20 protein-coding genes and 1 other annotated feature are annotated in these 23516 nt (G+C 35.6%); all 20 genes read right to left on the bottom strand.

The window, feature by feature from the left end; genetic code table 11:
- Positions 1 to 752: 752 nt before the first annotated feature.
- The 20 genes from ileS to ACFSTA_RS05560 all read right to left on the bottom strand — a co-directional run bounded on the left by ileS (position 753) and on the right by ACFSTA_RS05560 (position 23513).
- Positions 753 to 3509, bottom strand: a complete 2757-nt coding sequence (ileS, locus tag ACFSTA_RS05655; protein WP_377555604.1) for an isoleucine--tRNA ligase — start codon at positions 3507 to 3509, stop codon at positions 753 to 755.
- Positions 3510 to 3570: 61 nt separating this feature from the next.
- Positions 3571 to 3796, bottom strand: a binding site (T-box leader).
- Positions 3797 to 3870: 74 nt separating this feature from the next.
- A complete protein-coding gene (locus tag ACFSTA_RS05650) occupies positions 3871 to 4374 on the bottom strand; it encodes a DivIVA domain-containing protein (protein ID WP_377555603.1) in 504 nt (167 codons plus the stop codon).
- Positions 4375 to 4511: 137 nt separating this feature from the next.
- Complete coding sequence (locus ACFSTA_RS05645; RefSeq protein ID WP_377555602.1) at positions 4512 to 5291, bottom strand: YlmH family RNA-binding protein; 780 nt, start codon at positions 5289 to 5291, stop codon at positions 4512 to 4514.
- 12 nt (positions 5292 to 5303) lie between these two features.
- Positions 5304 to 5573 (bottom strand): YggT family protein, encoded by a 270-nt coding sequence (locus ACFSTA_RS05640; protein WP_377555601.1) that lies wholly within the window; start codon positions 5571 to 5573, stop codon positions 5304 to 5306.
- A 3-nt stretch (positions 5574 to 5576) separates the two neighbouring features.
- On the bottom strand, positions 5577 to 5999 hold the full coding sequence (locus ACFSTA_RS05635) for a cell division protein SepF (RefSeq protein ID WP_377555600.1): 423 nt from the start codon (positions 5997 to 5999) through the stop codon (positions 5577 to 5579).
- 22 nt (positions 6000 to 6021) lie between these two features.
- Positions 6022 to 6690, bottom strand: a complete 669-nt coding sequence (locus tag ACFSTA_RS05630) for a YggS family pyridoxal phosphate-dependent enzyme (protein WP_377555599.1) — start codon at positions 6688 to 6690, stop codon at positions 6022 to 6024.
- A 21-nt stretch (positions 6691 to 6711) separates the two neighbouring features.
- Positions 6712 to 7524: a peptidoglycan editing factor PgeF gene (gene pgeF / locus ACFSTA_RS05625; protein WP_377555597.1), complete on the bottom strand. Its 813-nt coding sequence runs from the start codon at positions 7522 to 7524 to the stop codon at positions 6712 to 6714.
- Between the two features lie 71 nt (positions 7525 to 7595).
- The gene (locus ACFSTA_RS05620; protein ID WP_377555596.1) at positions 7596 to 7850 is read right to left on the bottom strand and encodes a YlmC/YmxH family sporulation protein; all 255 of its coding nucleotides are present in this window, start codon (positions 7848 to 7850) and stop codon (positions 7596 to 7598) included.
- Between the two features lie 511 nt (positions 7851 to 8361).
- On the bottom strand, positions 8362 to 9141 hold the full coding sequence (gene sigG / locus ACFSTA_RS05615) for an RNA polymerase sporulation sigma factor SigG (RefSeq protein ID WP_377555595.1): 780 nt from the start codon (positions 9139 to 9141) through the stop codon (positions 8362 to 8364).
- A gap of 121 nt (positions 9142 to 9262) precedes the next feature.
- Positions 9263 to 9982, bottom strand: a complete 720-nt coding sequence (gene sigE, locus ACFSTA_RS05610; protein WP_377555594.1) for an RNA polymerase sporulation sigma factor SigE — start codon at positions 9980 to 9982, stop codon at positions 9263 to 9265.
- A gap of 109 nt (positions 9983 to 10091) precedes the next feature.
- The gene (spoIIGA, locus tag ACFSTA_RS05605; RefSeq protein ID WP_377555593.1) at positions 10092 to 11012 is read right to left on the bottom strand and encodes a sigma-E processing peptidase SpoIIGA; all 921 of its coding nucleotides are present in this window, start codon (positions 11010 to 11012) and stop codon (positions 10092 to 10094) included.
- A gap of 231 nt (positions 11013 to 11243) precedes the next feature.
- Positions 11244 to 12371: a cell division protein FtsZ gene (ftsZ, locus tag ACFSTA_RS05600; RefSeq protein WP_377555592.1), complete on the bottom strand. Its 1128-nt coding sequence runs from the start codon at positions 12369 to 12371 to the stop codon at positions 11244 to 11246.
- A gap of 68 nt (positions 12372 to 12439) precedes the next feature.
- The gene (gene ftsA / locus ACFSTA_RS05595) at positions 12440 to 13723 is read right to left on the bottom strand and encodes a cell division protein FtsA (protein WP_377555591.1); all 1284 of its coding nucleotides are present in this window, start codon (positions 13721 to 13723) and stop codon (positions 12440 to 12442) included.
- A gap of 223 nt (positions 13724 to 13946) precedes the next feature.
- Positions 13947 to 14774, bottom strand: a complete 828-nt coding sequence (locus ACFSTA_RS05590) for a cell division protein FtsQ/DivIB (RefSeq protein WP_377555590.1) — start codon at positions 14772 to 14774, stop codon at positions 13947 to 13949.
- Between the two features lie 156 nt (positions 14775 to 14930).
- Positions 14931 to 16031 (bottom strand): stage V sporulation protein E, encoded by a 1101-nt coding sequence (gene spoVE, locus ACFSTA_RS05585; protein ID WP_377555764.1) that lies wholly within the window; start codon positions 16029 to 16031, stop codon positions 14931 to 14933.
- 90 nt (positions 16032 to 16121) lie between these two features.
- A complete protein-coding gene (gene murD, locus ACFSTA_RS05580; RefSeq protein WP_377555589.1) occupies positions 16122 to 17471 on the bottom strand; it encodes a UDP-N-acetylmuramoyl-L-alanine--D-glutamate ligase in 1350 nt (449 codons plus the stop codon).
- Positions 17468 to 18448, bottom strand: coding sequence for a phospho-N-acetylmuramoyl-pentapeptide-transferase (mraY, locus tag ACFSTA_RS05575; protein ID WP_377555762.1), 981 nt, complete (start codon positions 18446 to 18448; stop codon positions 17468 to 17470). Before mraY ends, murD begins: the two co-directional genes overlap by 4 nt.
- 102 nt (positions 18449 to 18550) lie before the next feature.
- Entirely contained in the window at positions 18551 to 19915 is a 1365-nt protein-coding gene (locus tag ACFSTA_RS05570) for a UDP-N-acetylmuramoyl-tripeptide--D-alanyl-D-alanine ligase (protein ID WP_377555588.1), read from the bottom strand.
- A 2-nt stretch (positions 19916 to 19917) separates the two neighbouring features.
- Positions 19918 to 21390: a UDP-N-acetylmuramoyl-L-alanyl-D-glutamate--2,6-diaminopimelate ligase gene (locus ACFSTA_RS05565; RefSeq protein WP_377555587.1), complete on the bottom strand. Its 1473-nt coding sequence runs from the start codon at positions 21388 to 21390 to the stop codon at positions 19918 to 19920.
- Positions 21391 to 21575: 185 nt separating this feature from the next.
- Complete coding sequence (locus ACFSTA_RS05560) at positions 21576 to 23513, bottom strand: stage V sporulation protein D (protein WP_377555586.1); 1938 nt, start codon at positions 23511 to 23513, stop codon at positions 21576 to 21578.
- Positions 23514 to 23516: the final 3 nt, after the last annotated feature.

Raw genomic sequence — 23516 nt, 5'->3', positions numbered from 1 at the left:
TCAACAACTTTACAACAAATTCATTATTAATCTTATACTTAAATTCGTTATTTTTCAATGTTAGAAAACTTGCTTATTGCCTAGCCTTTATGGCAATAGCCTTAACAGGATAGGAAAGTATCATATTTCCAATAGCTCTTTTCGCATAGTTTGTTGGTCATTTTATATAAACTGCGACATAACTTTTGCGTAGATTTACTTTCACAGTCTAATTCAATAGTGTGCTACAAAACCGCTCCGTCAGAATACTTCGCTTTCCGTGGGCACGGCCTCAGCCTCCTCAGAAGAAAACCACTTCTTCCGGGGTCTTCGGACACGTGCTGTTCCCACAGGAGTCTTCGTATTCTGCCTCCGCTGATGGTGATTTCTTGTTTAAAGAAAAGTGTTACTACTTCACTAGCGTAGGAAATACACGAAGACTCCTTGAAAAAGAAAAGCACTTTTTCTGCGTGCGATGTGTCGCTGACGTAGCGTTCCATGTCCTGCGGGAGAATAGGCATCGGTGAGACCCCACAGTGCGTAGCACGAGGAGGCTCACCAGCCGCCCTCGGAAAGCGAAGTGTATTTCCGAAGCGGTGTTGCGAGCGTTATATTAATTCACAATTTGTAGTCAGAGCAATTTTTGATATGTTCCTGCACATTTTACATCAATTGCTCATTAAGTTTCATTACTTGGAAAAGTATCCGTCTATTAGGAAATAGTATTTCCAAAAGAAAACCCTCTATTTCTAGAGGGGTTTCTTCCTATTTCATTATGCTGAATAATGTTCTTTTACAACATCTGCACAACGTGAACATAATGTTGGGTGTGCTGTATCAGTTCCTACTGAATCTGAAGCAACCCAGCAGCGTTCACATTTTTCACCTGTATGTTTCTCAACAGCAACATCAACATGTTTATAAGCTTTTGCTTTTTCATCCTGATCACTTATGACAGCTTCGGATACAATAAATAATTGATGTACATCTGGAATTGAATTTAATATCTCTTTTGTTAGATCATCTTTAGCTACAACCGTAATCCTTGCTTCTAAGGATTTACCAATGACTTTTTCATTTCTTGCTTCTTCCAATGCTTTATATACATCGTCACGTACAGCCATAAAGTGATTCCATTTTTCTTCCAGCCCTTTAAAATTAGCAACTTCTCTAGGCTCAGGAATGTCCGTTAAATGAACACTATTTCTTTCTACCCCTGGAATGTATTCCCATACTTCATCAGCAGTATGTGGAATAATCGGCGTTAACAACTTCACTAAGGTAGTTAATATTTCGTAATACCCAGTTTGAATACTTCTACGGCGTTGATTATCAGCAGCTTCGATATATAAAATATCTTTAGCAAAATCGAGATAGAATGAACTTAAATCATCTGCACAGAAGTTATGAATGCGATGGAAAATAGGAGAAAACTCATATTTTTCATAGCTTCCACGTACATCTTTTAAAAGTTGCTGTAATCGATGAAGCATGTATCGATCCACTTCTTGCATTTCAGATTCTGGAACTCGGTCTGTTTCCGGATTGAAATCAGCTAAATTTGCCAGCATAAACCGGAAAGTATTTCTAATTTTACGATACGCCTCCGAGGTTTGCTTCAAAATATCATCAGAAATACGTACATCTGCTTGATAATCAACAGAACCAACCCAAAGTCTTAGAATGTCCGCTCCTAATTGCTTTAACACTTTACTTGGTTGTATAACATTTCCAAGTGATTTACTCATTTTTCTACCGTTACCATCTAACACAAATCCATGACTAATAATATTTTTATAAGGAGCTTTTCCAGTCACTGCCACGGATGTAGATAATGATGAATTAAACCAGCCACGATATTGGTCACTACCTTCTAAATAGATATCTGCTGGACGTCTATGGTCATCACGCTCTAATAAAACACCTGCATGGGAAGAACCCGAGTCGAACCATACGTCCATAATATCCGTTTCTTTGGTAAATTTACCATTTGGACTGTGTTCCGAAGTAAATCCTTCCGGCAATAATTCAATGGCTTCATTTTCAAACCAAATATTAGACCCGTGCTTTGCAAATAATTTAGATACATGTTCAATCGTTTCATCCGTAATAATCGCTGTCCCATCTTCTCCATAAAATACTGGAATTGGAACACCCCATGTACGCTGACGTGAAATACACCAGTCCTCACGATCACGAACCATATTATATAATCTAGTTTCTCCCCATGACGGGTACCAATTAACTTCTTTAATTTCATCCAAAATGTTTTGACGGAAGTCTTTTATTGATGCAAACCATTGTGAAGTTGCACGGAAAATCGTCGGTTTCTTCGTTCTCCAATCATGTGGATAAGAATGCGTTATAAATGATAACTTCAGTAAAGCTCCTACTTCTTCTAATTTTTCAGTAATAACTTTATTTGCTTTATCATAAAACATACCTTCAAATCCAGGAGCTTGTGCAGTAAATACACCTTTTTCATCTACTGGACACAATACGTCAATTCCATATTTTTTCGATATAAAGAAATCATCTTCACCATGTCCAGGGGCAGTGTGAACACAACCAGTACCTGCTTCCGTTGTTACATGGTCACCTAAGATTACAAGGGAATCACGATCATAGAATGGATGTCTAGCTACAACTTTTTCCGCGTCTTGACCTTTAAATGTTTTTACAACATGAGCATTTTCCCACTCTAACTCATTCGTTACCGCTTCAAGTAATTCCTCTGCAATAACAAAACGATCCCCATTTACTTCCACTACCACATAATTTAATGATGGATGTAATGCAATCGCAAGGTTTGCTGGGATTGTCCAAGGTGTAGTTGTCCAAATAATGATTTTATCACCATTGTTTAATACACCTTTTCCATCATTCACTTCAAAGGCAACATATATCGATGCAGAGCGTTTATCTTGATATTCAATTTCCGCTTCAGCTAACGCGGATTCTGATGAAGGAGACCAATAAACGGGTTTTAACCCTTTATAGATATATCCTTTTTTAGCCATCTCACCGAATACTTTAATTTGCGCAGCTTCATAATCCTTCGTTAACGTAATATAAGGATTATCCCACTCCCCGCGAACACCTAGTTGTTTAAACTGGGTACGTTGATTATCCAGCTGTCCCATCGCATATTCCGCACACTTTTGTCTGAATTCAGCAATACTCATTTTTTTACGGTCTATTTTTTTATTTTTTGTTAATGCAGTTTCAATAGGCAAGCCATGAGTATCCCATCCTGGCACATATGGGGCATGATAGCCAGTCATAGATTTGTATCTTGTAATAAAGTCTTTTAAGATCTTATTCAGCGCATGACCAATGTGGAGATCACCGTTTGCATATGGAGGTCCATCATGCAAAATGAATAATGGTCTTTCTTTTGTGCGATCCTGTCCTTTTTCATATAGATTCATTTCTTCCCATTTTTCTTGTCTTTTCGGTTCTTTATTCGGCAAATTTCCACGCATCGGAAATTCTGTTTTCGGCATGAGTAACGTATCTTTATAATCCATACTCACTTTTCCTCCTTCATTATCTTACAAAATAAAATTAAAAAAAGCCCTCTAGCATCCCAAAAGGGACGAGAAGACTCGTGGTACCACCCTTATAAATTTAAAATAAATCATTTTAAATTCACTTGATATTCGTAACGTGAAATATCCGTCCATTTCTACTTGACATCTTTCGAATGGATACTCAAGAGTGATTTTCTAAAAGCATAGCTGTATCAGGCTTACACCATCCCTGACTCGCTCAAACAGTTCATTTGCTTCTATACTTTCTCTATCATAGTATTTACAACAAATATAAACTTTTAGAGAACACATACATCTGTGTATGAATTATATGTAAAAATCCATAAAACGTCAAGGTTTATGACTCATTATTAATTAATTCGAGCTCTTCACCCATCTCAACATCGAATAATTCATCCCAATCATCCGTCTTAATCATATCTAACTGTGCTTCCACAAGCATTTTCATACGAGTTCTAAATACTTTTGCTTGTTTCTTCAATTCTTCAACTTCTAAGGAAATACGACGAGATTTTGTTAATGCTTCATTAATAATACGATCAGCATTTTTTTCAGCTTCCTTAATAATCAACTTGGATTCCTTTGTAGCATTCCCTTTTAATTCTTCCGCAGTTTCTTGTGCAATTAGAATCGATTTATTTAATGTTCCTTCAATGTTCGTAAAATGGCTAAGCTTTTCATTCATTTGCTCCACTTTTTCTTTAAGTTCTTTCTTTTCTCTAATAACAATTTCATAATCTTTAATGACTTGATCTAAAAATTCATTAACCTCATCTTCATCATACCCTCTGAAGCCTCTTGTAAATTCTTTATTATGAATATCTAGCGGTGTTAATGGCACAAAGGCCACCTCCTCACAGTATTTAGTAATTCTATTTATAATAAACACGTATAATATCGTTATTATGTAAATTTCGACAAATAATTCCAAACTCCTGCAAAAATTGAGAAATATATTAAAAAAATTATTTCAATTGGTTAATCTCTTAAAACGGCAGTAGTAATTCTTATTTTCTCTTTCTTGGTATGTCCATTAATACTTACAAGCTTACTTCTTCCCTTACCACGTAAAGATATGAGATCGTTTTCTTGGAGCATAAATTTACCATCTTCAACTAGCTTATAATTCACTTTTACTTGTTTTTTTTCAATATATTCGGAAGCTATTTTTCTAGAAATATGATAAATTTCTTTCAAAACATTATCTAATCTCAGTGACGAGACCGTTTGGTCCACTTCTACCCAATTGGGTTCTGTTTGGATAAGTGATTGCATAGCTTTTTCTTCAATTGTAATATTAGACTTTTTAATTGATGTTAAATTAGCAACAACATATTGTGCAATATCATCTGTTGTCATAATTTGAATAACTCCATTTTCGACAACAATATCCCCAAGCTTTTTTCTTTTAATTCCTAAAGATAGAAACGCCCCCATTACATCAGGGTGTGTTAATGTAATAAACTTTTGTGGATAAGTGGCTTGTAATAGGGTCAACTGAAAGTCTTCTTCTGATATATTCTCATAAAATGGTGCTATAATTGCTCGCTTTCGTTCCGTGTACGAACCACCACCGAATTGATGAAGTGTTACATCTTCATGACTAGTTCCGATTAACATTTCAACAATTTGCTGTTCTCGAGGATCTAAAAAATCAGTAATCTTAGCCTGGTATGTTCTTTCCACATCGTTTATCCAAGACAAGACTTGGTCAATAAATTCATGTTCTTCTTTTCTAAAATGTTGATAGATATCCATTCGTCATTTCCTTTAATACGCAATAAATCGATATAGTTCCCACAAACCTGGTCTTGCTAAGTTTATGACTAGTATTCCTACTAGAGGTGAAAGATCAATCATACCAAGTGGAGGTATAATTTTACGAAACGGCTCTAAATACGGTTCACAAATCTTTGCTAAAAAACTTCCGAAGGCTGACTCACGTGCACCAGGAAACCATGACATAAAAATATAAATAATTAACCCAAAGCTATAAATGCGTAGGGCCATATCTAGTAAATTAAATATTTGTGCTAACATATATTACCATCCTTTGTTAAATTCTTCTACTTCCGCAAATGACTCCGAAATGGATCCAGATACATCTACATTGTCTGGCACACATAAAAAAGTTTGCGAACCAAGTTTTTGCATTTTACCATTAAGTGCATACACAGTGCCACTTAAAAAATCAACAATTTGCTTTGCTTGCTGAAGATCTGTACGCTGTAAGTTAATTACAACTGCTCTCCTATTAATAATGTTATCCGCTATTTCCTGAACTTCATTATAAGTTCTAGGTTCACAAAGCACGACCTTTGAATTCATTTTTTCGATACGTTTTAAATTAACGACATTATCTCGAGCTGTTGTTGCTGGGAAATCCGGTTGCTCCATACTCTCTTCTACATATTCGTATTCTTCATCCATGGTAAAGAAATTTTTAATTTTATTCTTAATGCTCATTGTTTCACCCCATTACTCCCTATTATCCTACAAGTTTAGAGCCAATTCGGATGTGTGTAGCTCCTTCTTCAACGGCAATCTGATAATCATTACTCATCCCCATTGATAGAAATTCACAAGATGCATGTGAAAAATTACTATCTCTTATCATATCTCTTAAAGCAGCTAAATCTCTAAAGATCTTACGTAAGTGTTGCTCATCATTTATATGTGGAGCCATGGTCATTAAACCAACTACACGAACATTCGGATAGGGAGCTAGTTCTCTTACAAACGGTAATAAATCTTTAGGATTTATTCCATGCTTCGATTCTTCTCCACTCACGTTAACCTGTATAAAACAATTTACTTGCTTCGAAGCACGCTTGTCTATTTCTTTTGCTAACGATAGTCTATCTAAGGAATGTATAGCTTCTACCTGATCAACAACTTCCTTTACTTTTCTTGACTGTAGTGTACCGATAAAGTGCCATTTTGCTCTATTATTAAAGTGGTTGTATTTTTCCTGAAAACCCTCTAGACGATTTTCGCCAAGATTTGTAATGCCAGCTTTAATTGTTTCTTCTGTTCGTTCTATTGTAACATATTTTGTCACACCAATTATGGTAATTTCTTCGGGATTTCGATTACTTTTATTACATGATTGCTTAATATGAGACAAAATCGTGTCTAAATTTGCTGCTACATCCATTATAACCAATTCACCTCTTCATTAGAATCTCCTTAATCCGATATATCCTAACATTCTTCCTGTTTTACCTTGATCTCGTCGATGTGAGTAAAATAGCGATTTCTCAGTATACGTGCAGTAATTAGATATGTCTATATTATTACGAAAAACACCACATTGTAAAAGGATTTCGACATTTAATTGTTTTAAATTCAGTAAATATTTATATTCTCCCACGTGAACAGTCGTTTTTTCTCTTAACTTAGGAGAAACATGATCAATCACTTGACTATTTACTTCATAATTTTCTTGTGAAATACATGGTCCGATCGCAACGAGTAATTTTCGTACATCAACACCTAAAGATTGTAATTTCTCTACCATTTTTTCAGCAATTCGATTAACAGATCCTTTCCATCCTGCATGAGCGATCCCGATATATTTCGATTGCGGGTCATAAAAGTATAATGGTACACAGTCAGCAAAAAAAGCTGTGCACAATAAACCAGTCTCATTAGTTATAAGTCCATCGGTGCCTTGGATGGAACTGTCATAATCCATTGCCCCTTTTCCTTTATCTGCTTGTGTTATAACTTGAACATGCGAATGATGAACCTGCTCGCCTGAAGCCCAACTTTCTAGTGGGAAATTTAACTGTTGTGCTAAACTCCTACGATTCGATAATATACTTTGCTTTTTATCTGGTACATGTAAACCTAAATTTTGCGAATCATATGGGGTTTCGCTTACTCCTCCAATTCTTGATGTAAAACCTGCAATTAAGTTTGGGTTTAATTCTTGCCACTTTTTAATCGATAGAAACGATTCGTTTTCATGTAAAAAGACATCTGCCATACAACTCAACCCCTTTTTCATAACTTCTACTATTTTAACATATATTACAACTGTATTTATGTGAAAAGGGTTTAATCTATTAATAATCGTTGGCTTGAAGCATCTCTCACCAATATAACATCCATACCGATCGTAACAATTTGATCCCAGTAAATAATTAGTTCATCTGATTTCCCAAAAAAACCCCCTTTGTCACGTAAATATATAATCAAAGCAATAATTCTTCCGCGATTAGGGTCAATTTCTAAGTCTGAAATATGCCCTAGCCTTTTTCCATCATTAATGACAACGACTTCTTTTGTTTGAAGCTCCGACAATGTGACCATCCAAAATCACCCACCTTATAAAAAATGTATATGCAGTCCACTTTCGATTTATCCTTTACAAAACATGTTAGAAACCCTTCTTTGCATAGTTTTATGTAATTTAAAAATATGTTTTATAAAAGATTGCTGCCTTTTCCAAGAAATGAATCTTAATCAGTAATTGATATATACTACTACATATCAACTTGGTTCCCCTGCACAGGGGAACCAAAACGAGAAGACGCAGGCTACTCTAAAGGGTAGGGGACTCATCGACTTCGCTTAAAGAAGGGACCAAGTACGTTATTCGCTCTAACTACTATGAGAATACCTGTCTTTTCGGATAATATGGGAACAGACGTCACCATGCTCCATTCATCATTTTTATCTCTTCGCTGTTCTGTAGGAGTCACCATGCATTTAATACGCATGTATAGCGGCTTATAATGTCATCATAAAAAAAAGAACAGGTGAATTTCACCTGCTCTTCTCTTCTAAGTATTATTACATTTACTTTATAATGTTTTATATGCTATTCAAACATTTGCTTATTCATTTGACTTATGGCTGCTTTTTCTAAACGGGAGACTTGAGCTTGGGAAATACCAATCTCATCAGCAACCTCCATTTGTGTTTTCCCTTGAAAAAACCGCTTATTTAATATCATTTTCTCGCGTTCATTTAATTGATACATTCCCTCTTTTAAGGAGAGCTTATCCACCCAAGTTTCGTCTTTATCCTTTTCGTCACTAATTTGATCCATAACATAAATAGGATCACCACCATCATTATAGATTGGTTCAAATAACGAGACAGGATCTTGAATAGCATCCATTGCAAATACAATATCAGAGTGAGGAACTCCCATCTCCTCTGCAATTTCCATTGGAGTTGGTTCTTTGGATGTCTTATTAATTAATCTCTCTCTTACCTGTAAAGCCTTATAAGCAATGTCTCTTAGTGATCTAGATACACGTATAGGATTATTATCCCTTAAATACCTTCTAATTTCACCAATAATCATTGGAACGGCATACGTAGAAAATCGAACATTATGACTCAAGTCAAAATTATCAATTGATTTCATTAAACCTATACAACCTACTTGAAATAAATCATCTACGTACTCCCCACGATTGTTAAAACGTTGAATAACACTTAATACTAGACGTAAGTTTCCATTTACAAGTTCCTCTCTAGCTGAAATATCTCCGGCTTGCATTTTAACAAATAGCTTTCTCATTTCTTCATTTTTCAATACTGGTAATTTGGATGTATCAACACCACATATTACAACTTTATGTCTAGTCATTCTGTACCCTCCCAGTTGGAGATGCTGTTCATGGACAGTATCTCCGCTAGGAAGGGATTTTATGCAAGATTACTTTTTCACAAATAATGAAATAATGGCTAAAATGCTTATCACAACTAGGCTAGACCATTTTATTAAATTCTTTTTTTAAACGCCTAATAATTTTCTTTTCTAAACGAGATATATAGGACTGTGAAATCCCCAACATATCTGCTACATCTTTTTGAGTTTTTTCTTCTTCTCCAATTAAACCAAACCGAAGCTCCATAATTTGTTTTTCTCTAGCATTTAATTGGGATAATGCATTTTGCAATAAATGTTTATCTACCTTGGTCTCTAAATTTCTCGTAATGATGTCCTCTTCCGTACCTAAGACATCAGAAAGCAAAAGCTCATTGCCATCCCAATCGATATTTAATGGCTCATCAAATGAAATTTCTGACTTTAACTTATTATTTCTTCTTAAGTACATGAGAATTTCATTTTCTATGCATCTCGATGCATATGTAGCGAGTTTGATTTTCTTTTCAGGGTTAAATGTGTTTACCGCTTTGATCAACCCAATAGTTCCAATACTTATTAAATCCTCTATATTAATTCCAGTGTTTTCAAATTTACGTGCAATATACACTACTAACCGTAAATTTCGTTCAATTAATACCGCCCTAGCTGATTTATCCCCATTTGGTAGTAATGCTAGCAGTTCACTTTCCTCTTCCTTCGACAATGGTGGTGGTAATGCCTCACTTCCACCGATGTAGTAGATCTCTTCGGACTTAATTCCTAATTTTATAAGAATTTTATACCACCATAATCGAATCCTTAATTTGAATAATCTCAAATTTATCTCTCCTTTTTTGGCAGATAAGTAAGTATAAACTTTCATATCCTGCGTAAGTGTAACTAAGGCATATACCATAAGACTTGATGAATAATAAATGATCTAATAATCAGGCTGACTGTACAGCAGACAATTTAAAGATTTGTGGGTGTAGTAAACAATGGTATCTGTGATCTTTCGTCAAATCCCCAAATTGAATACCAATCAATATTTTATTTGTCATTATTTTTTCTTCATCATAGTAAACTACTAATTGTTCTGGTTTAATGGCAAATAAAAATCTACTACTTCCTTCTACTCCATGATAAGGTATAATCTGAATATATTTTTCCCAGTTTTTGGGTATTTTTTCAATATCCAAATTTTCATGTGCTGTCCTAAGACTTTCCCATTCACCTTGTGTAAACCATTGTTTCAAAAAAGGTTCGTCACAAATAATGACTGCCTTTTGGGATAGTGGAGCAGTAAGTTGATTACCACTGTCTATATATCCAGTAGTTGAAAAAGAATCTTCTTTAATCGAGATAGTCACAGAATATAATTGATCATAGCGTATCTTTTCAACTGCATGCTTGTCCATACGAATCTTCGTAAACCACCAAGCGATTGGAAAACCAATAATTACAAAAATCCAGCTAATTGGATCACCAAAACCCCTATCAAATGTCAAAAACCCTCCTTGTGATAAACCAATTGGATTCTGGAAAAGAAAGTGTGCTGCTATTAAACCACCTCCGACAGAAAAAGAAGTAAAATAGAATAAAAATAGTAACTTAATTGTCCGATACACGGAATAAAAATGAAAACTACTTAGAATAATAATTACTGAGTAAAGTAGTTTCCCTATTACAGTCGTAAAAAATGAGCCTGGATAAAATACTGTTATCGGGACTAGCAATGATGCAACTAAAGCACCGATAAAAAGTCTATATTTTTTTACATTCTCCTTTGCTAATGCTTGTGTAAGCAATAAAAGCATCATATCAAGAAAAAAATTTAATACCCAGACAACATCAAGATAAATAGTCAACTTACTCTTCCTTTCTAACAATCAAGAAAACTTTGGGCTATGATCAGTACTGGACGTGAGAAAGAGCCTAGCTGTAGACAAAGTATAGCTTAGTTAATGAGCGAAGTCTGTCACTTCTTGTATGCACAATATCGCTAATTTCAACTAGTTATCGGAAAGTTTGTCGGGAAAATAGGTATAAAAAAAACGTATAGTATTTACTATACGTTTCTTTCCATTTATTTAGTTAGTTTACCGGTTTTTATCCCTATTTCGATTTCGTAAAAATGTAGGGATATCTAAGGTATCTTCCTCTTGTTTTGGACGGTGCTGTTGTTGAACAGATTCTCTAGGTTCTTCTTTTGTTGCAGCATGTTGATGATGATTAACAACTGGACGCTGTCTAGGATTCGTTTCTACTTTTTTCGCTTCATCAAACCCTGTTGCGATAACCGTAACTACGATTTCATCTTTTAGATCTTCATTAATAACTGATCCAAAGATTACATTTACCTCTTCATCTGCAGCATTAGTAACTAAATCTGCCGCCTCTTGCACTTCATACAAGCTTAAATTTGTTCCACCTGTTATATTCATCAAAATTCCATGAGCACCATCAATAGAAGTTTCTAGTAATGGAGAAGAAATTGCCTTTTTCGCAGCTTCTGTAGCTCGACTCTCACCTGTCGAAACACCAATCCCCATTAATGCAGATCCCTTATCATACATAATTGTCTTCACGTCGGCAAAGTCCACATTGATCAACCCTGGTTTAGCGATTAGATCTGAAATACCTTGCACACCTTGACGTAAAACGTTATCCGCTTCTCGGAAAGCTTCTAACATTGGAGTGTTTTTATCAACAATTTCAAGTAAACGATCATTTGGTATAACGATTAATGTATCAACATTACTCTTTAATGCATCAATGCCCGAAACTGCTTGTGTTGATCGTCTTCTTCCCTCAAATGAAAATGGGCGTGTTACAACACCTACCGTCAATGCACCCAAGTCCTTAGCTATTTGAGCAATAGTTGGAGCTGCACCTGTTCCAGTTCCGCCACCCATACCAGCAGTAACAAAGATCATATCGGCACCTTGTAGTACCTCTTCAAGCTGTTCTCTACTTTCTTCGGCAGCTTTCTTACCAACTTCAGGATTTGCACCAGCACCCAATCCACGAGTTAGTTTTCCACCGATTTGTAGCTTAATTTCTGCTTTTGATAGATTTAAAGCTTGTGCATCAGTGTTGACAGCGATAAATTCTACACCTTCAACACCATGCTCAATCATACGGTTAACAGCGTTATTTCCACCGCCACCAACACCAATAACTTTTATAGAAGCAAGTTGGTCCATATTTGTATCAAACTCTAACATATTTTCGTTCCTCCTAATATGCATATTACAAGATTTCTAGAAGCTAATTTTCGTATGGGAACGCTAGATTAATCGAAGAAATACTTAAACAAATTAGCAATTCCAGATTCTTTTTTCTGATTTTCTTGTTTATCATTCGATTTCGTTTGTTGTTTTTTCATTCGTTTTGGTTTCTGTTCTTCCATGCCTGCTTGTACGGATGGAAACAATTCTTTTCCTTGTATTTTTGCATTATGATATGCAAATTGAAGGATACCAACCCCTGCCGTAAACTGTGATTCTCTTACACCTATGTAGTCAGGTATAGCTATACGTACATTAGCTCGGAACAGATCTTGTGCAAGTTCTAATACGCCAGGCATTTTCATTGTACCACCAGTTAATACATATCCTCCTGGTAATTCATGGTAACCCATTTTTCTTATTTCTCTTTCAGCATAAGCATAGATCTCTTCCAACCTTGCTTCTATCATATCAGAAATTTGCAGTTGATTATACGTTTCTGTTTTATTACTTCCGATGATTGTAGCTTCAAAAGTTTCATCTTCCTGGGCTTCATCATAAAAAGCATGTCCATAATTTAGCTTAATATCTTCCGCTTCTTCTGTTGATGTTCGTAACCCAATTGATAGATCCTTCGTTATATTGTCTCCGCCTAACGGAACAACACTAGTTGCAGCTAGATGATCATTTTCAAAAACAGAAACTGTTGTACAACCACCACCTACATCAATAAGGGCTACCCCAAGATTTTTTTCATCTTTCGATAGTGCTACAGTACCTGCCGATAATGGTTGTAAACAAATATCAGAAACTTGTAGATTTGCACGCTCTACACATTTTAACAAATTATGTAAAACAGTTTTTGAGCAGGTAATAATTGTACCTTCCATCTCTAACCTTACTCCGATCATACCTCTTGGATCCGTTATTTCATCTAAACCATCCACGATAAATTGTTTCGGAATGACATCAATAATTTCTCGTTCAGGCGGAATAGATATTACCTGGGCACCATCAATTACTCTTTTAACATCTTCATCGCTGATTTCACGGTTTTCACTTTGAACAGCAACTACTCCATGACATGGCTGTAATTGAATATGATTTCCACTTATTCCTACAACTACACTGTCTATTTGCATGCCAACCATTCGCTCAGCTTGTTCGACGGCTGTTTTTATCGATTGTACAGTTTGATCAATATCAACAATCGCTCCTTTTTTCATTCCATTAGAGCTTGCTGTACCTACACCAATAATGTTTAGTGAGTCATTTAATACCTCGCCAATTATAACTTTTATTTTTGCTGTACCTATATCAAGACTAACTAGTATGTCACTGTTGTTCAACGAAAGGCACCTCCTAATTCAGACGCATCTAACAAAACGCTATGTCTAATCAGATGATTTTCTATTAAGCTTATTCTATTAATATTCTATAATCTATTATTTTATAGGAAATAACATAAAAAAGAAATATATAATAGTAAATTCAATAAAAAACTCTTAATTCCTCTTTAATTATGCTATTTTTTAATAAAATTGTACACTAATTTAAATGAAAACATTAATTTTACTCATCATTTTCATCTTCTATGTTTTCACCTTCTGCTTCTTCAGTCGATTCTTCACTTAAGTCCTCTTCATTAGTTGCTTGTTCAAAAGACTCAAAATAGGCTCCAACACCAATATGAATAATCCCCATTTCATCTGAATCTATTTGGGCGACAATAGAAGGATAAACTTTCATTTTTTCAGCAAAATCACGTATAGTTCCATCTACTAAATAACCATCATTCATATACAGCATAATTTTATTTTTATTCTCCGATGTTGGACTCCAATGCACCTCAGAAATCAAATTCAAAATACTTACTGGTAGCTCTTTCAGTTCTTTCGAGATTCTATGTAAATATTTTTCTTCCGTAAACTGAACTAAAAGCGGAGCATCACCGGTATGGATTTCTTGTCCATGTTCTGTCAATACCGTACCATTACTTAAAATGGGCGAATATAGGTTGTCCTCTTCTACATATCCAATCCGTTCATGTTCAGATATTTGAATCTTCACTGTCCAAGGCAATTTTCTATCTACCTGAACAGATTCAATTATTGGATTATTCTTCAGAGAATCAATTACTTTTTCTTTATTGATCGTCCAAATGCTCGTATGAATAGCTAACCCACTCTGATCAATGATAGATTGCTCCGAAAAATACGAATTCCCTTCAACGCTAATGGTTTTAACATGGCTTAAGGGAGATTGAAGATAAACAATGATAGATACTAAGAAGAAGAAAATGGAAAGATAAAACACTAATCGTTTATTTGCTTTTTTCTTACGCGCTTGTTTCAATTTTGGGATTCGATCCTCTATTGAAACAATCTTCTTTTCACTCATTGCTATTTCTTCCTTCTATAAGAAATTAACATAATGAAACGGCACGAACATGCCGTTTCTATTGTTAGGTAAATTATAACATAATACGCAAATAAACATATAGTAAACTTTCACTAGATTCCGCATAAATATTTACCAATTATATTTTGTTAATTCTCATACTTTTGTATATCTACTAATATTGAGTAATACACCTACTGAACAAAGGGTTAACGTTAACGATGACCCCCCATAACTAAGGAAAGGTAAAGTAATACCTGTTACTGGGATCAATCCAATTACGACACTAACATTTATCATCACTTGGATCGTTAACATAGACACAATCCCTAACGCCAAAAATCTTCCGAATAGATCGGGTGCCTCCAACGCAATTTTAATTCCTCTCCAAAATAACAAACCGAACAAAACAATGACAACAGTACCGCCAATAAAGCCAAGCTCTTCTGCTAGTATCGCATAAATAAAATCCGTTTGCGGCTCGGGTAAATAAAAATATTTTTGTAAACTACCACCTAATCCAACGCCCATTAACCCGCCTGGACCAATAGCATAAAGAGATTGTATGATTTGGAAACCATCCCCTAGCGGATCTTCCCACGGGTTAAGAAACGCGGTGATTCGACTTATTCGATAAGGAGCGGATATGATTAAATACGCAAATCCAACCACTCCAAAAACTGCTAGTCCAATAAAATGAGATATTCTAGCTCCTGCTACAAAGATCATTACCATCGAAGTGAGAACTAAGACCATGCCAGTACCTAAATCCGGTTGAAGCATAATTAAACCAAATGCTGTAAAAACTAACATAAGAGATGGGAAAAAACCCTTTTTTAAGGATGTAATATATTTTTGATTCGAAGCGAGATAGGCAGATAAAAAGATTATCATACCTAATTTCATAAATTCAGATGGCTGAATACTAAAAGCACCTACCCCAATCCAACTTTGTGCTCCACCACGAGTCATCCCAATTCCTGGAATCAATACAATTAACAATAAAAAGAAACAGACTAGTAAGACAATTTTCGCATACTTTCCCCAGGTATTATATGGGGTTAACATCGCAAATAACATTGCAATGACTCCAGCACCTGCGAATAATAATTGCCTCTTCAAAAAATAAAATGTATCTGAATACTTATATTCTGCCCAAATATACGAAGAACTAAATACCATTACAATCCCAACGATAAGTAAAAGAATGACTATCGTTAACAACGTATAATCAGGCTTATCTTTCATCTTCATCATTTTAGGAATCAAAAAAACACCCCTTATTCTACATAGACTTAGGGGCGAATCTTATTTGATAAAGTAGTGCCAAAATAATGAAACAAGCCCCTACTTTAATGTATGCACGGCATGAATAAACATGTCTCCTCTTTCTTCAAAAGTACGATATTGATCCCAACTAGCACAGGCTGGAGATAGTAAGATAACATCAGCTGCTTGTGAAACAGAATACGCTCGTTGTACAGCTGCTTCGATATTTTTCGTTTGAACTACTGTTTTCACTCCGGCGCTCTGAGCTGCTTCTTCTAGTTTATCAGCAGTCTCACCAAAAACTATCATAGCTTTTACATTATCTAAATAGGGGATTAGTTCATCAAAGTTATTCCCTCGGTCAAGTCCGCCAGCAAGTAAAATAACTGGTTGGTTGAATGAAGTAAGTGCCTTACTTGTAGCTAATATATTAGTTGCTTTGGAGTCATTATAAAATAGCCTCCCATGAATATTATCCACAAATTGAAGACGGTGTTTAACACCTGTAAATGTAGTTAATACCGTACGAATACCTTCATTTGATGCTCCACATAATTTAGCTGCACTAATGGATGCTAAAATATTCTCTACATTATGATCCCCAACCAAGGCAACCTCTTCTCGGCCGATCACTTTCTCATCTCTAAAAAAGATGCTCTCTTCATCTGCCCATGCTCCATGAGGTTGTTTTTCTCTTATTGAAAAAGGAACTTTAATCGATTTTGCATGTTGTACAGCATGAACGATTTTTTCATCATCGGCATTATAAACTAAATAATCTTCTTCAGTCTGATGCTTAAAAATATTACACTTCGCTTCAACGTAGTTTTCAAATGTTTTATGGTAGTCTAAGTGTGCCTCAAATAAATTTAATAAAATAGCTATATTGGGCCTAAATGTTTGGGTACCCATTAGTTGAAAAGAGGATAATTCTAAGATCATTTTTTCATGTGCAGCTAATCGTTTGGCAACATCCGTAGCAACTATACCTATATTCCCCGCTAGTTTCACTGATTGACCACTATTTAGGAGCATGTCATTCGTTAATGTTGTTGTCGTTGTTTTTCCATTTGAACCTGTTATTCCAATTATTGAGCCTTGTGCTAAGCGGCCAGCAATCTCTATTTCTGTAATAACTGGTATGTGACGATTAAGTGCTTCAATGACAATCGGATTGTCATATGAAATTCCGGGGTTCTTGACGATTAATTCCATTTCATCTAAAACATATAAGGGGTGAGAACCAACAATGACATCTGCCCCCATTGATTTCAATTCAATAACTCCAGGATCGTCTTCACTAGCCTTCATGTCATTTATACGTACCTTAACCCCATTTTCTAATAATACCTTCGCAGCAGCAGTACCACTTTTAGCAAGGCCTAAAACAAGTACTTGTTCATATGGGAAATCTAATAGTTTACTCAACCTAACCACACCTCAATATAAATACCTAGAGCGGCAAAAATTATTCCGATTAACCAAAATGTTGTAACTACTCTCCACTCAGACCAGCCCAACAGTTCATAATGGTGATGTAATGGACTCATTTTAAATACCCTTTTTCCTGTTGTTTTAAACGAAATAACCTGAATAATGACGGAAAGAGTTTCAATTACAAATACGCCACCAATGATTACTAATAATATTTCTAACTTCGTTAATATTGCTAAAGCAGCAATTGCTCCCCCTAGCGCTAGAGAACCGGTATCTCCCATAAACACTTTAGCTGGGTGGGCATTAAAAACAAGAAAGCCTAATAAAGCTCCAACAACAGCTAATGAGAAGATAGCTACTTCATTTTGAGGAATTCCATACCATGCTAAAATTCCAAAAGCACCAAAAGCAATCGCGGCAGTACCCGCCAGTAATCCATCGAGTCCATCTGTTAAATTTACCGCATTTGAAGCTCCGACAAGCATAAAAATAATTAATAATGCATATGTCCAACCAAATTCCCATTGAATATTAGTACCTGGAATTTGTATATAAGTAGGGAAATCTTGACTTCGTAAAATAAAATAAAATATAAGAGCTATTACAATTTGGCCAAACATTTTTTGCTTTGATGTTAATCCCAAGTTTCTTTTCATAGCTACTTTTATAAAATCATCAAGAAAACCTAATAGACCATATCCTACAAGAACAAATATTAATAAATAAAGCTCATATCCAATCGAAGTAGCTTGATTTTTATTGACCATAATAATAGATGTAATTATGATACTAATCACAATCATAATTCCACCCATTGTAGGTGTTCCTGTTTTTTTAATATGAGATTTCGGACCCTCTTCTCTTATACTTTGTCCAAACTTTAATCGTCTCAGAAACGGAATAAAAATTGGTGACAAGAGGACGGTGATTAAAAATGCTATAGCTATTGTCATCAGTAATACAATCATGTTCACTACAAGTTCCTCCTCAAAACGTAACCGTCCATAACAAAACAATACTACTTGATTCATTTAAAAGGCTTAACGAAATCAAGCTTGTTTAATCATTCTTTATTGGTTTTGTATTTTTTCTATTAATGTTTCGAAATGCATACCTCGTGATGCTTTGAATAATAATAACGTATCTTGTTTAACATATGTGTTCAATTCGTTAATTAGCTCTTCGTTAACGTTAAAATGCTTTGCGATTAAGTGCGGATAACGGCTCTTAACGGCTTCTGTTATAACATGAGAATCATGTCCAACCGTATATACCGCAGTTATAGAATCATCAATTTCATCGGCAACAGAACGGTGTAATCCTTCCGAATGTTCACCTAACTCAAAAATATCTCCTAAAATTAATACCTTTTCTTGGAAGCCATTCATTTGCTTTACAACTTCAATTGCTGCTTTCATAGATGTTGGTGATGCATTATATGCATCATTAATAATCGCCACATCATTAATACCTTTAAGTATTTCAAACCGCATCGAGGTAATGGATAAACTCTGCAAGGATTTCTCAATAAAAGCAGAATCAACATGTAATAATTTACCTAATGTAATCGCATAGGAAGCATTTTGTGCCTGATGTTCCCCTAATAATGGTACAACATACTTGTTATTATCAGAAAGCTCAAAAACAGTTTGATGGTGCATTATTTCAACATTTTTTATTGTAACATCGTTATAAGCTTTAAAGCCACAAGTAATTACATTTTCCTTACCGTGTACATCTTTTAATAATTCTTCATCACCATCAATAATTAACTTTCCATTTGTTTTTAACCCACTAGTAATTTCTAACTTAGCTTTGGCAATACCGTGACGAGAGCCTAAAAATTCAATATGAGACTCTCCTATATTTGTAATTACTGCATAATCGGGACGAGCTATTTGTGATAGCAATTCTATTTCTCCAAAATCACTCATCCCCATCTCTAAAACTAATACTTCCGTATCGAGACGCATGGCTAATATCGTTAAGGGTAACCCTATTTCATTATTAAAGTTACCATCAGTAAAATGTGTTCGATAAGTTGTTTTCATAACAGACGCAACCATATCTTTCGTCGACGTTTTTCCATTTGAACCAGTAATTCCAATTACGATAGGATTAACTTTTTTCCGATAATGTCTCGCGATTTCTTGTAATGCGTGTACGGTGTTTTCTACAAGGAATATAGGAAAATCAGCTGGTACTGATTCTGGTAATTCTTTCTCCCTATTCCAAATAACTGCGCTTGCCCCTTGCTCAATGGCTTGTTGAACAAATGCATGACCATCAAAATTTTCACCAACTATTGGTACGAATAATGCGTTAGTCGATTTCACACGACTGTCCGTAGTTACTTGTTCGATAGGTATATGTTCCTGAGCTCTACCGCGATAATTGGTCAAGATAGTTGATAACCATTTTGTTGTAAATAACATAATCATTTCTCCTTAGCTTCTATTGCTTCCAACGCAACAATTCGGTCGTCAAAGTCATGTTTTTTATGACCGATCTGCTGGTATGTTTCATGACCTTTTCCTGCAATTAAGATAACATCTTTTTCTTCTGCTAGGTTTATAGCTTGCTGGATAGCTTTTTTTCGGTCTGTAATAACCTCGTAGTTGTTTTGATCTTTTGTTAACCCGTCCGTCATGTCCTGAAGTATCACTGTAGGATCTTCTGTACGAGGATTATCGGAAGTGAAAATTGCGTGGTCAGCATACTTCAAGGCAATTTGTGCCATCAACGGGCGCTTAGATTTGTCTCTGTCTCCCCCACAACCAACGACTACATAGATTGTTTTTTCAGCAATACCTTTAATAGTTTGTAATACGTTCTCTAACGAATCAGGTGTATGGGCATAGTCCACAATCACTGAAAAATTATGGTTTGATTTAACAGGCTGAAACCTGCCATTCACACCAGTAATGTGTTCAAACGCCTGTTTAATGACTGATAGTGGAATATGAAATGCAACTCCCACGGCACTTGCTGCAAGCATATTATACACATTAAACTTGCCGATTAACTTACTATTCACCTCTACCTTACCAACAGGCGTAACTAACTCGAACCGTGTGCCAGTTGCATCTAATGATACGTTTCTTGCCATAATATGTGCTTCATTTTCACAACCATACGTAACGACATGTTGAGCTGTACTTCTTTGTAACAAATTACTAGCAGGATCATCGACATTTATTATAGCAAATTTTGGCTGCTTTTCATTATAACTATTCCCTAATTGAGCAAACAACAGACTTTTCGCCCGTAAATAATCCTCCATTGAGGCATGATAATCTAGATGATCTTGAGATAAATTTGTAAAGACAGCTGCATCAAAATCACAACCATAAACACGCCCTAGATCCAAAGCGTGGGAGGATACTTCCATTATGACTTTGTCTACATCTTGTTCTATCATATAATGAATTGTTTTTTGTAAAAACAACGCATCTGGTGTTGTGTTATTAATTGGATAGGTGTCTTTACCAATTTTCATTTGGATTGTACCAATTACACCAGTCTTTTGATTGTGATGATTAAAAATAGACTCTAGTAAATACGTTACTGTAGTTTTGCCATTTGTACCAGTAACACCGATTAACGGTATATGTTGTGTTGGGAATCCGTAAAATTTGGCTGCGATCATTCCTAGAAATCGAACAGTATCTGTGACATGTAAAACTGGAACGGAAGCTGTAATCTCTTTTTCAGCGACAATACATATCGCCCCATTCTGGATTGCTTCATCGACATAGTCATGTCCGTCTACAGTAAAACCGTTTATACACACAAACAGATCCCCGTTTTTAACCTTCCGCGAATCCATTTCAATTGATTTAATCTCCATATCCTCGTAACCAATACGTTCATGAAACGGTAAAAAAGAAAGAATTTCCTTTAGTCGCAAATTATACATCCTTCCCCATAGAAAAAGAGTTTAATAAAGTACTTATTACGTATAGGTCATTCTACTCTCCATACATCAATACATATTTCGACAACCAACATAATTATTCTCACTAGAGCTTCATTTTAAGAGGGTTGACATACCCTCTTTTTCAGCTCCACTTTAATTATTATAGCAAATTATCATTAATCCGTACCTTCTTTATTAGATAAATATATTCTTATTTTTGAACCAGCTTCTACTTTTGTTCCTGGAGCAGGAGCTTGATCGATTATATAGTCCCCTTCACCATTCGTCTCAATAGATAAATTAGTCATGTATTGCGTTAAATCACCTTTTTTTAATCCTGTTAAATCAGGAACTTCTACAGGTGGTTCTTCTGGCCATTGATATTCTTTATCTAATCCTTCTGTTCTTGGTTCCACACCTAACGCACGTAAACTATCACCAATAATGTTACCGACTATCGGAGCAGCTACTACACCTCCAAATTGAACAGTACCTTTAGGGTTATCAACAGCAACATACACAACAATTCCCGGATCATCAGCAGGGGCAAAACCTATAAATGAAACGACATGATTGTTCTCCATATAGCCACCATTTGGACCAACCTTTTGTGCAGTACCAGTTTTACCTCCTACTCGATAACCATCAACATATGCTGGTCTTCCAGTACCCTGTGCAACGACAGATTCCAATGCTATACGTATTTCTTTCGAAGTCGATTCTGAAATCACTTGATCTTTTAATACGGGATCAACTTTGGATACTACCTCTTTTGTTTGTGAGTCAATCCATTCTTTAGCGACAAAAGGTTCATATAAGTAACCGCCATTGACCGCAGCCGACACAGCCATAACTTGTTGAATAGGAGTTACGGATACCCCTTGTCCAAATGCAGTTGTTGATAATTCGACTGGTCCAACATTCTCCGGTTTAAATAGGATCCCATTCCCCTCACCTTGTAAGTCAATACCTGTTTTTTTACCAAAACCGAAGTTTTCTATATACGTAAATAATTTTTCTTTCCCTAATTCTTGCCCTAAGTGGACGAACCCAGGGTTGCATGAGTTTTGCACAACTTCTAAGTATGTCTGGTGACCATGTCCACCATCCTTCCAACAATGAAGCTTGGCCCCCTCAACCTCTATATGTCCTGGATCATGAAATTCATCCTTGTCCAAATCAACAATTTCTTCCTCTAAAGCAGCAGCTAACGTAATTATCTTAAAGGTTGAACCTGGTTCATACGTACTCCAAATTGGTAAATTCCGGTTATAAATATCGGGATTTACCTCTTGATAATTTTCAGGATTAAAATTAGGGCGAGATGACATTCCTAGTACTCCACCAGTTTTCGGATTCACTGCGATCGCTAAAGCTCCATCTGGATTATATTTTGCTACAGCTACGTCTAATTCTCTTTCTAAAATTGTTTGTACTCTTGAGTCAATGGAAGTTTTTAGATCTAGTCCATCCTTAGGTGCTGTGTAGTTATCTGCTAGCTGTTCTAATCTACTCCCCTTCGCATCCGAGTAAAATGACAAACTTCCTTCTTCACCTTTAAGCATCTCATCATAATAAAGTTCGAGCCCCATCAGGCCTTGATTATCGATTCCTGTAAATCCTAATACATGAGCTAAATCATCTCCATAGGGGTAATGTCTTTTGGAGTCTTTTGCAAGATATACACCAGCTAAATTGAGCGTTCTTATAGCTTTTTCCTGCTTATCTGTTATTTTTATCCCTTCTGGTCTAATATTTACGGAAGACGCATTTTGTGTTACTTTTTCCAAAGTGCGATCATAGGGAATTTCAAGAATAGCTGCCAGTTTTTCAGCTGTTCCTTCTGGGTCTTTAATCTGTCTTGGCACAATTACAACAGAAGGTGCTGTTACATTTTCTGCTAATACATCGCCATTAACATCCAGAATATAGCCACGCTCTGGTTGAAATTTAATATCTCTACTCCATGATTCATCTGCTAATTCCACTAGCTGATCACCAATAATGAATTGGACATAGCCTAAGCGAAAATCAATAATTGCAAAGAAAACTAGTCCAATAAGAAAAACAGTAACTAATCGTTTTCTAACGGTTACAGTGGATACTCGTTTCATGCT

The sequence above is a fragment of the Ornithinibacillus salinisoli genome, assembly GCF_042684965.1.
In the GTDB taxonomy this organism is placed as follows: domain Bacteria; phylum Bacillota; class Bacilli; order Bacillales; family Amphibacillaceae; genus Ornithinibacillus; species Ornithinibacillus salinisoli.
This window is presented reverse-complemented; position numbering and strand designations above follow the sequence as displayed.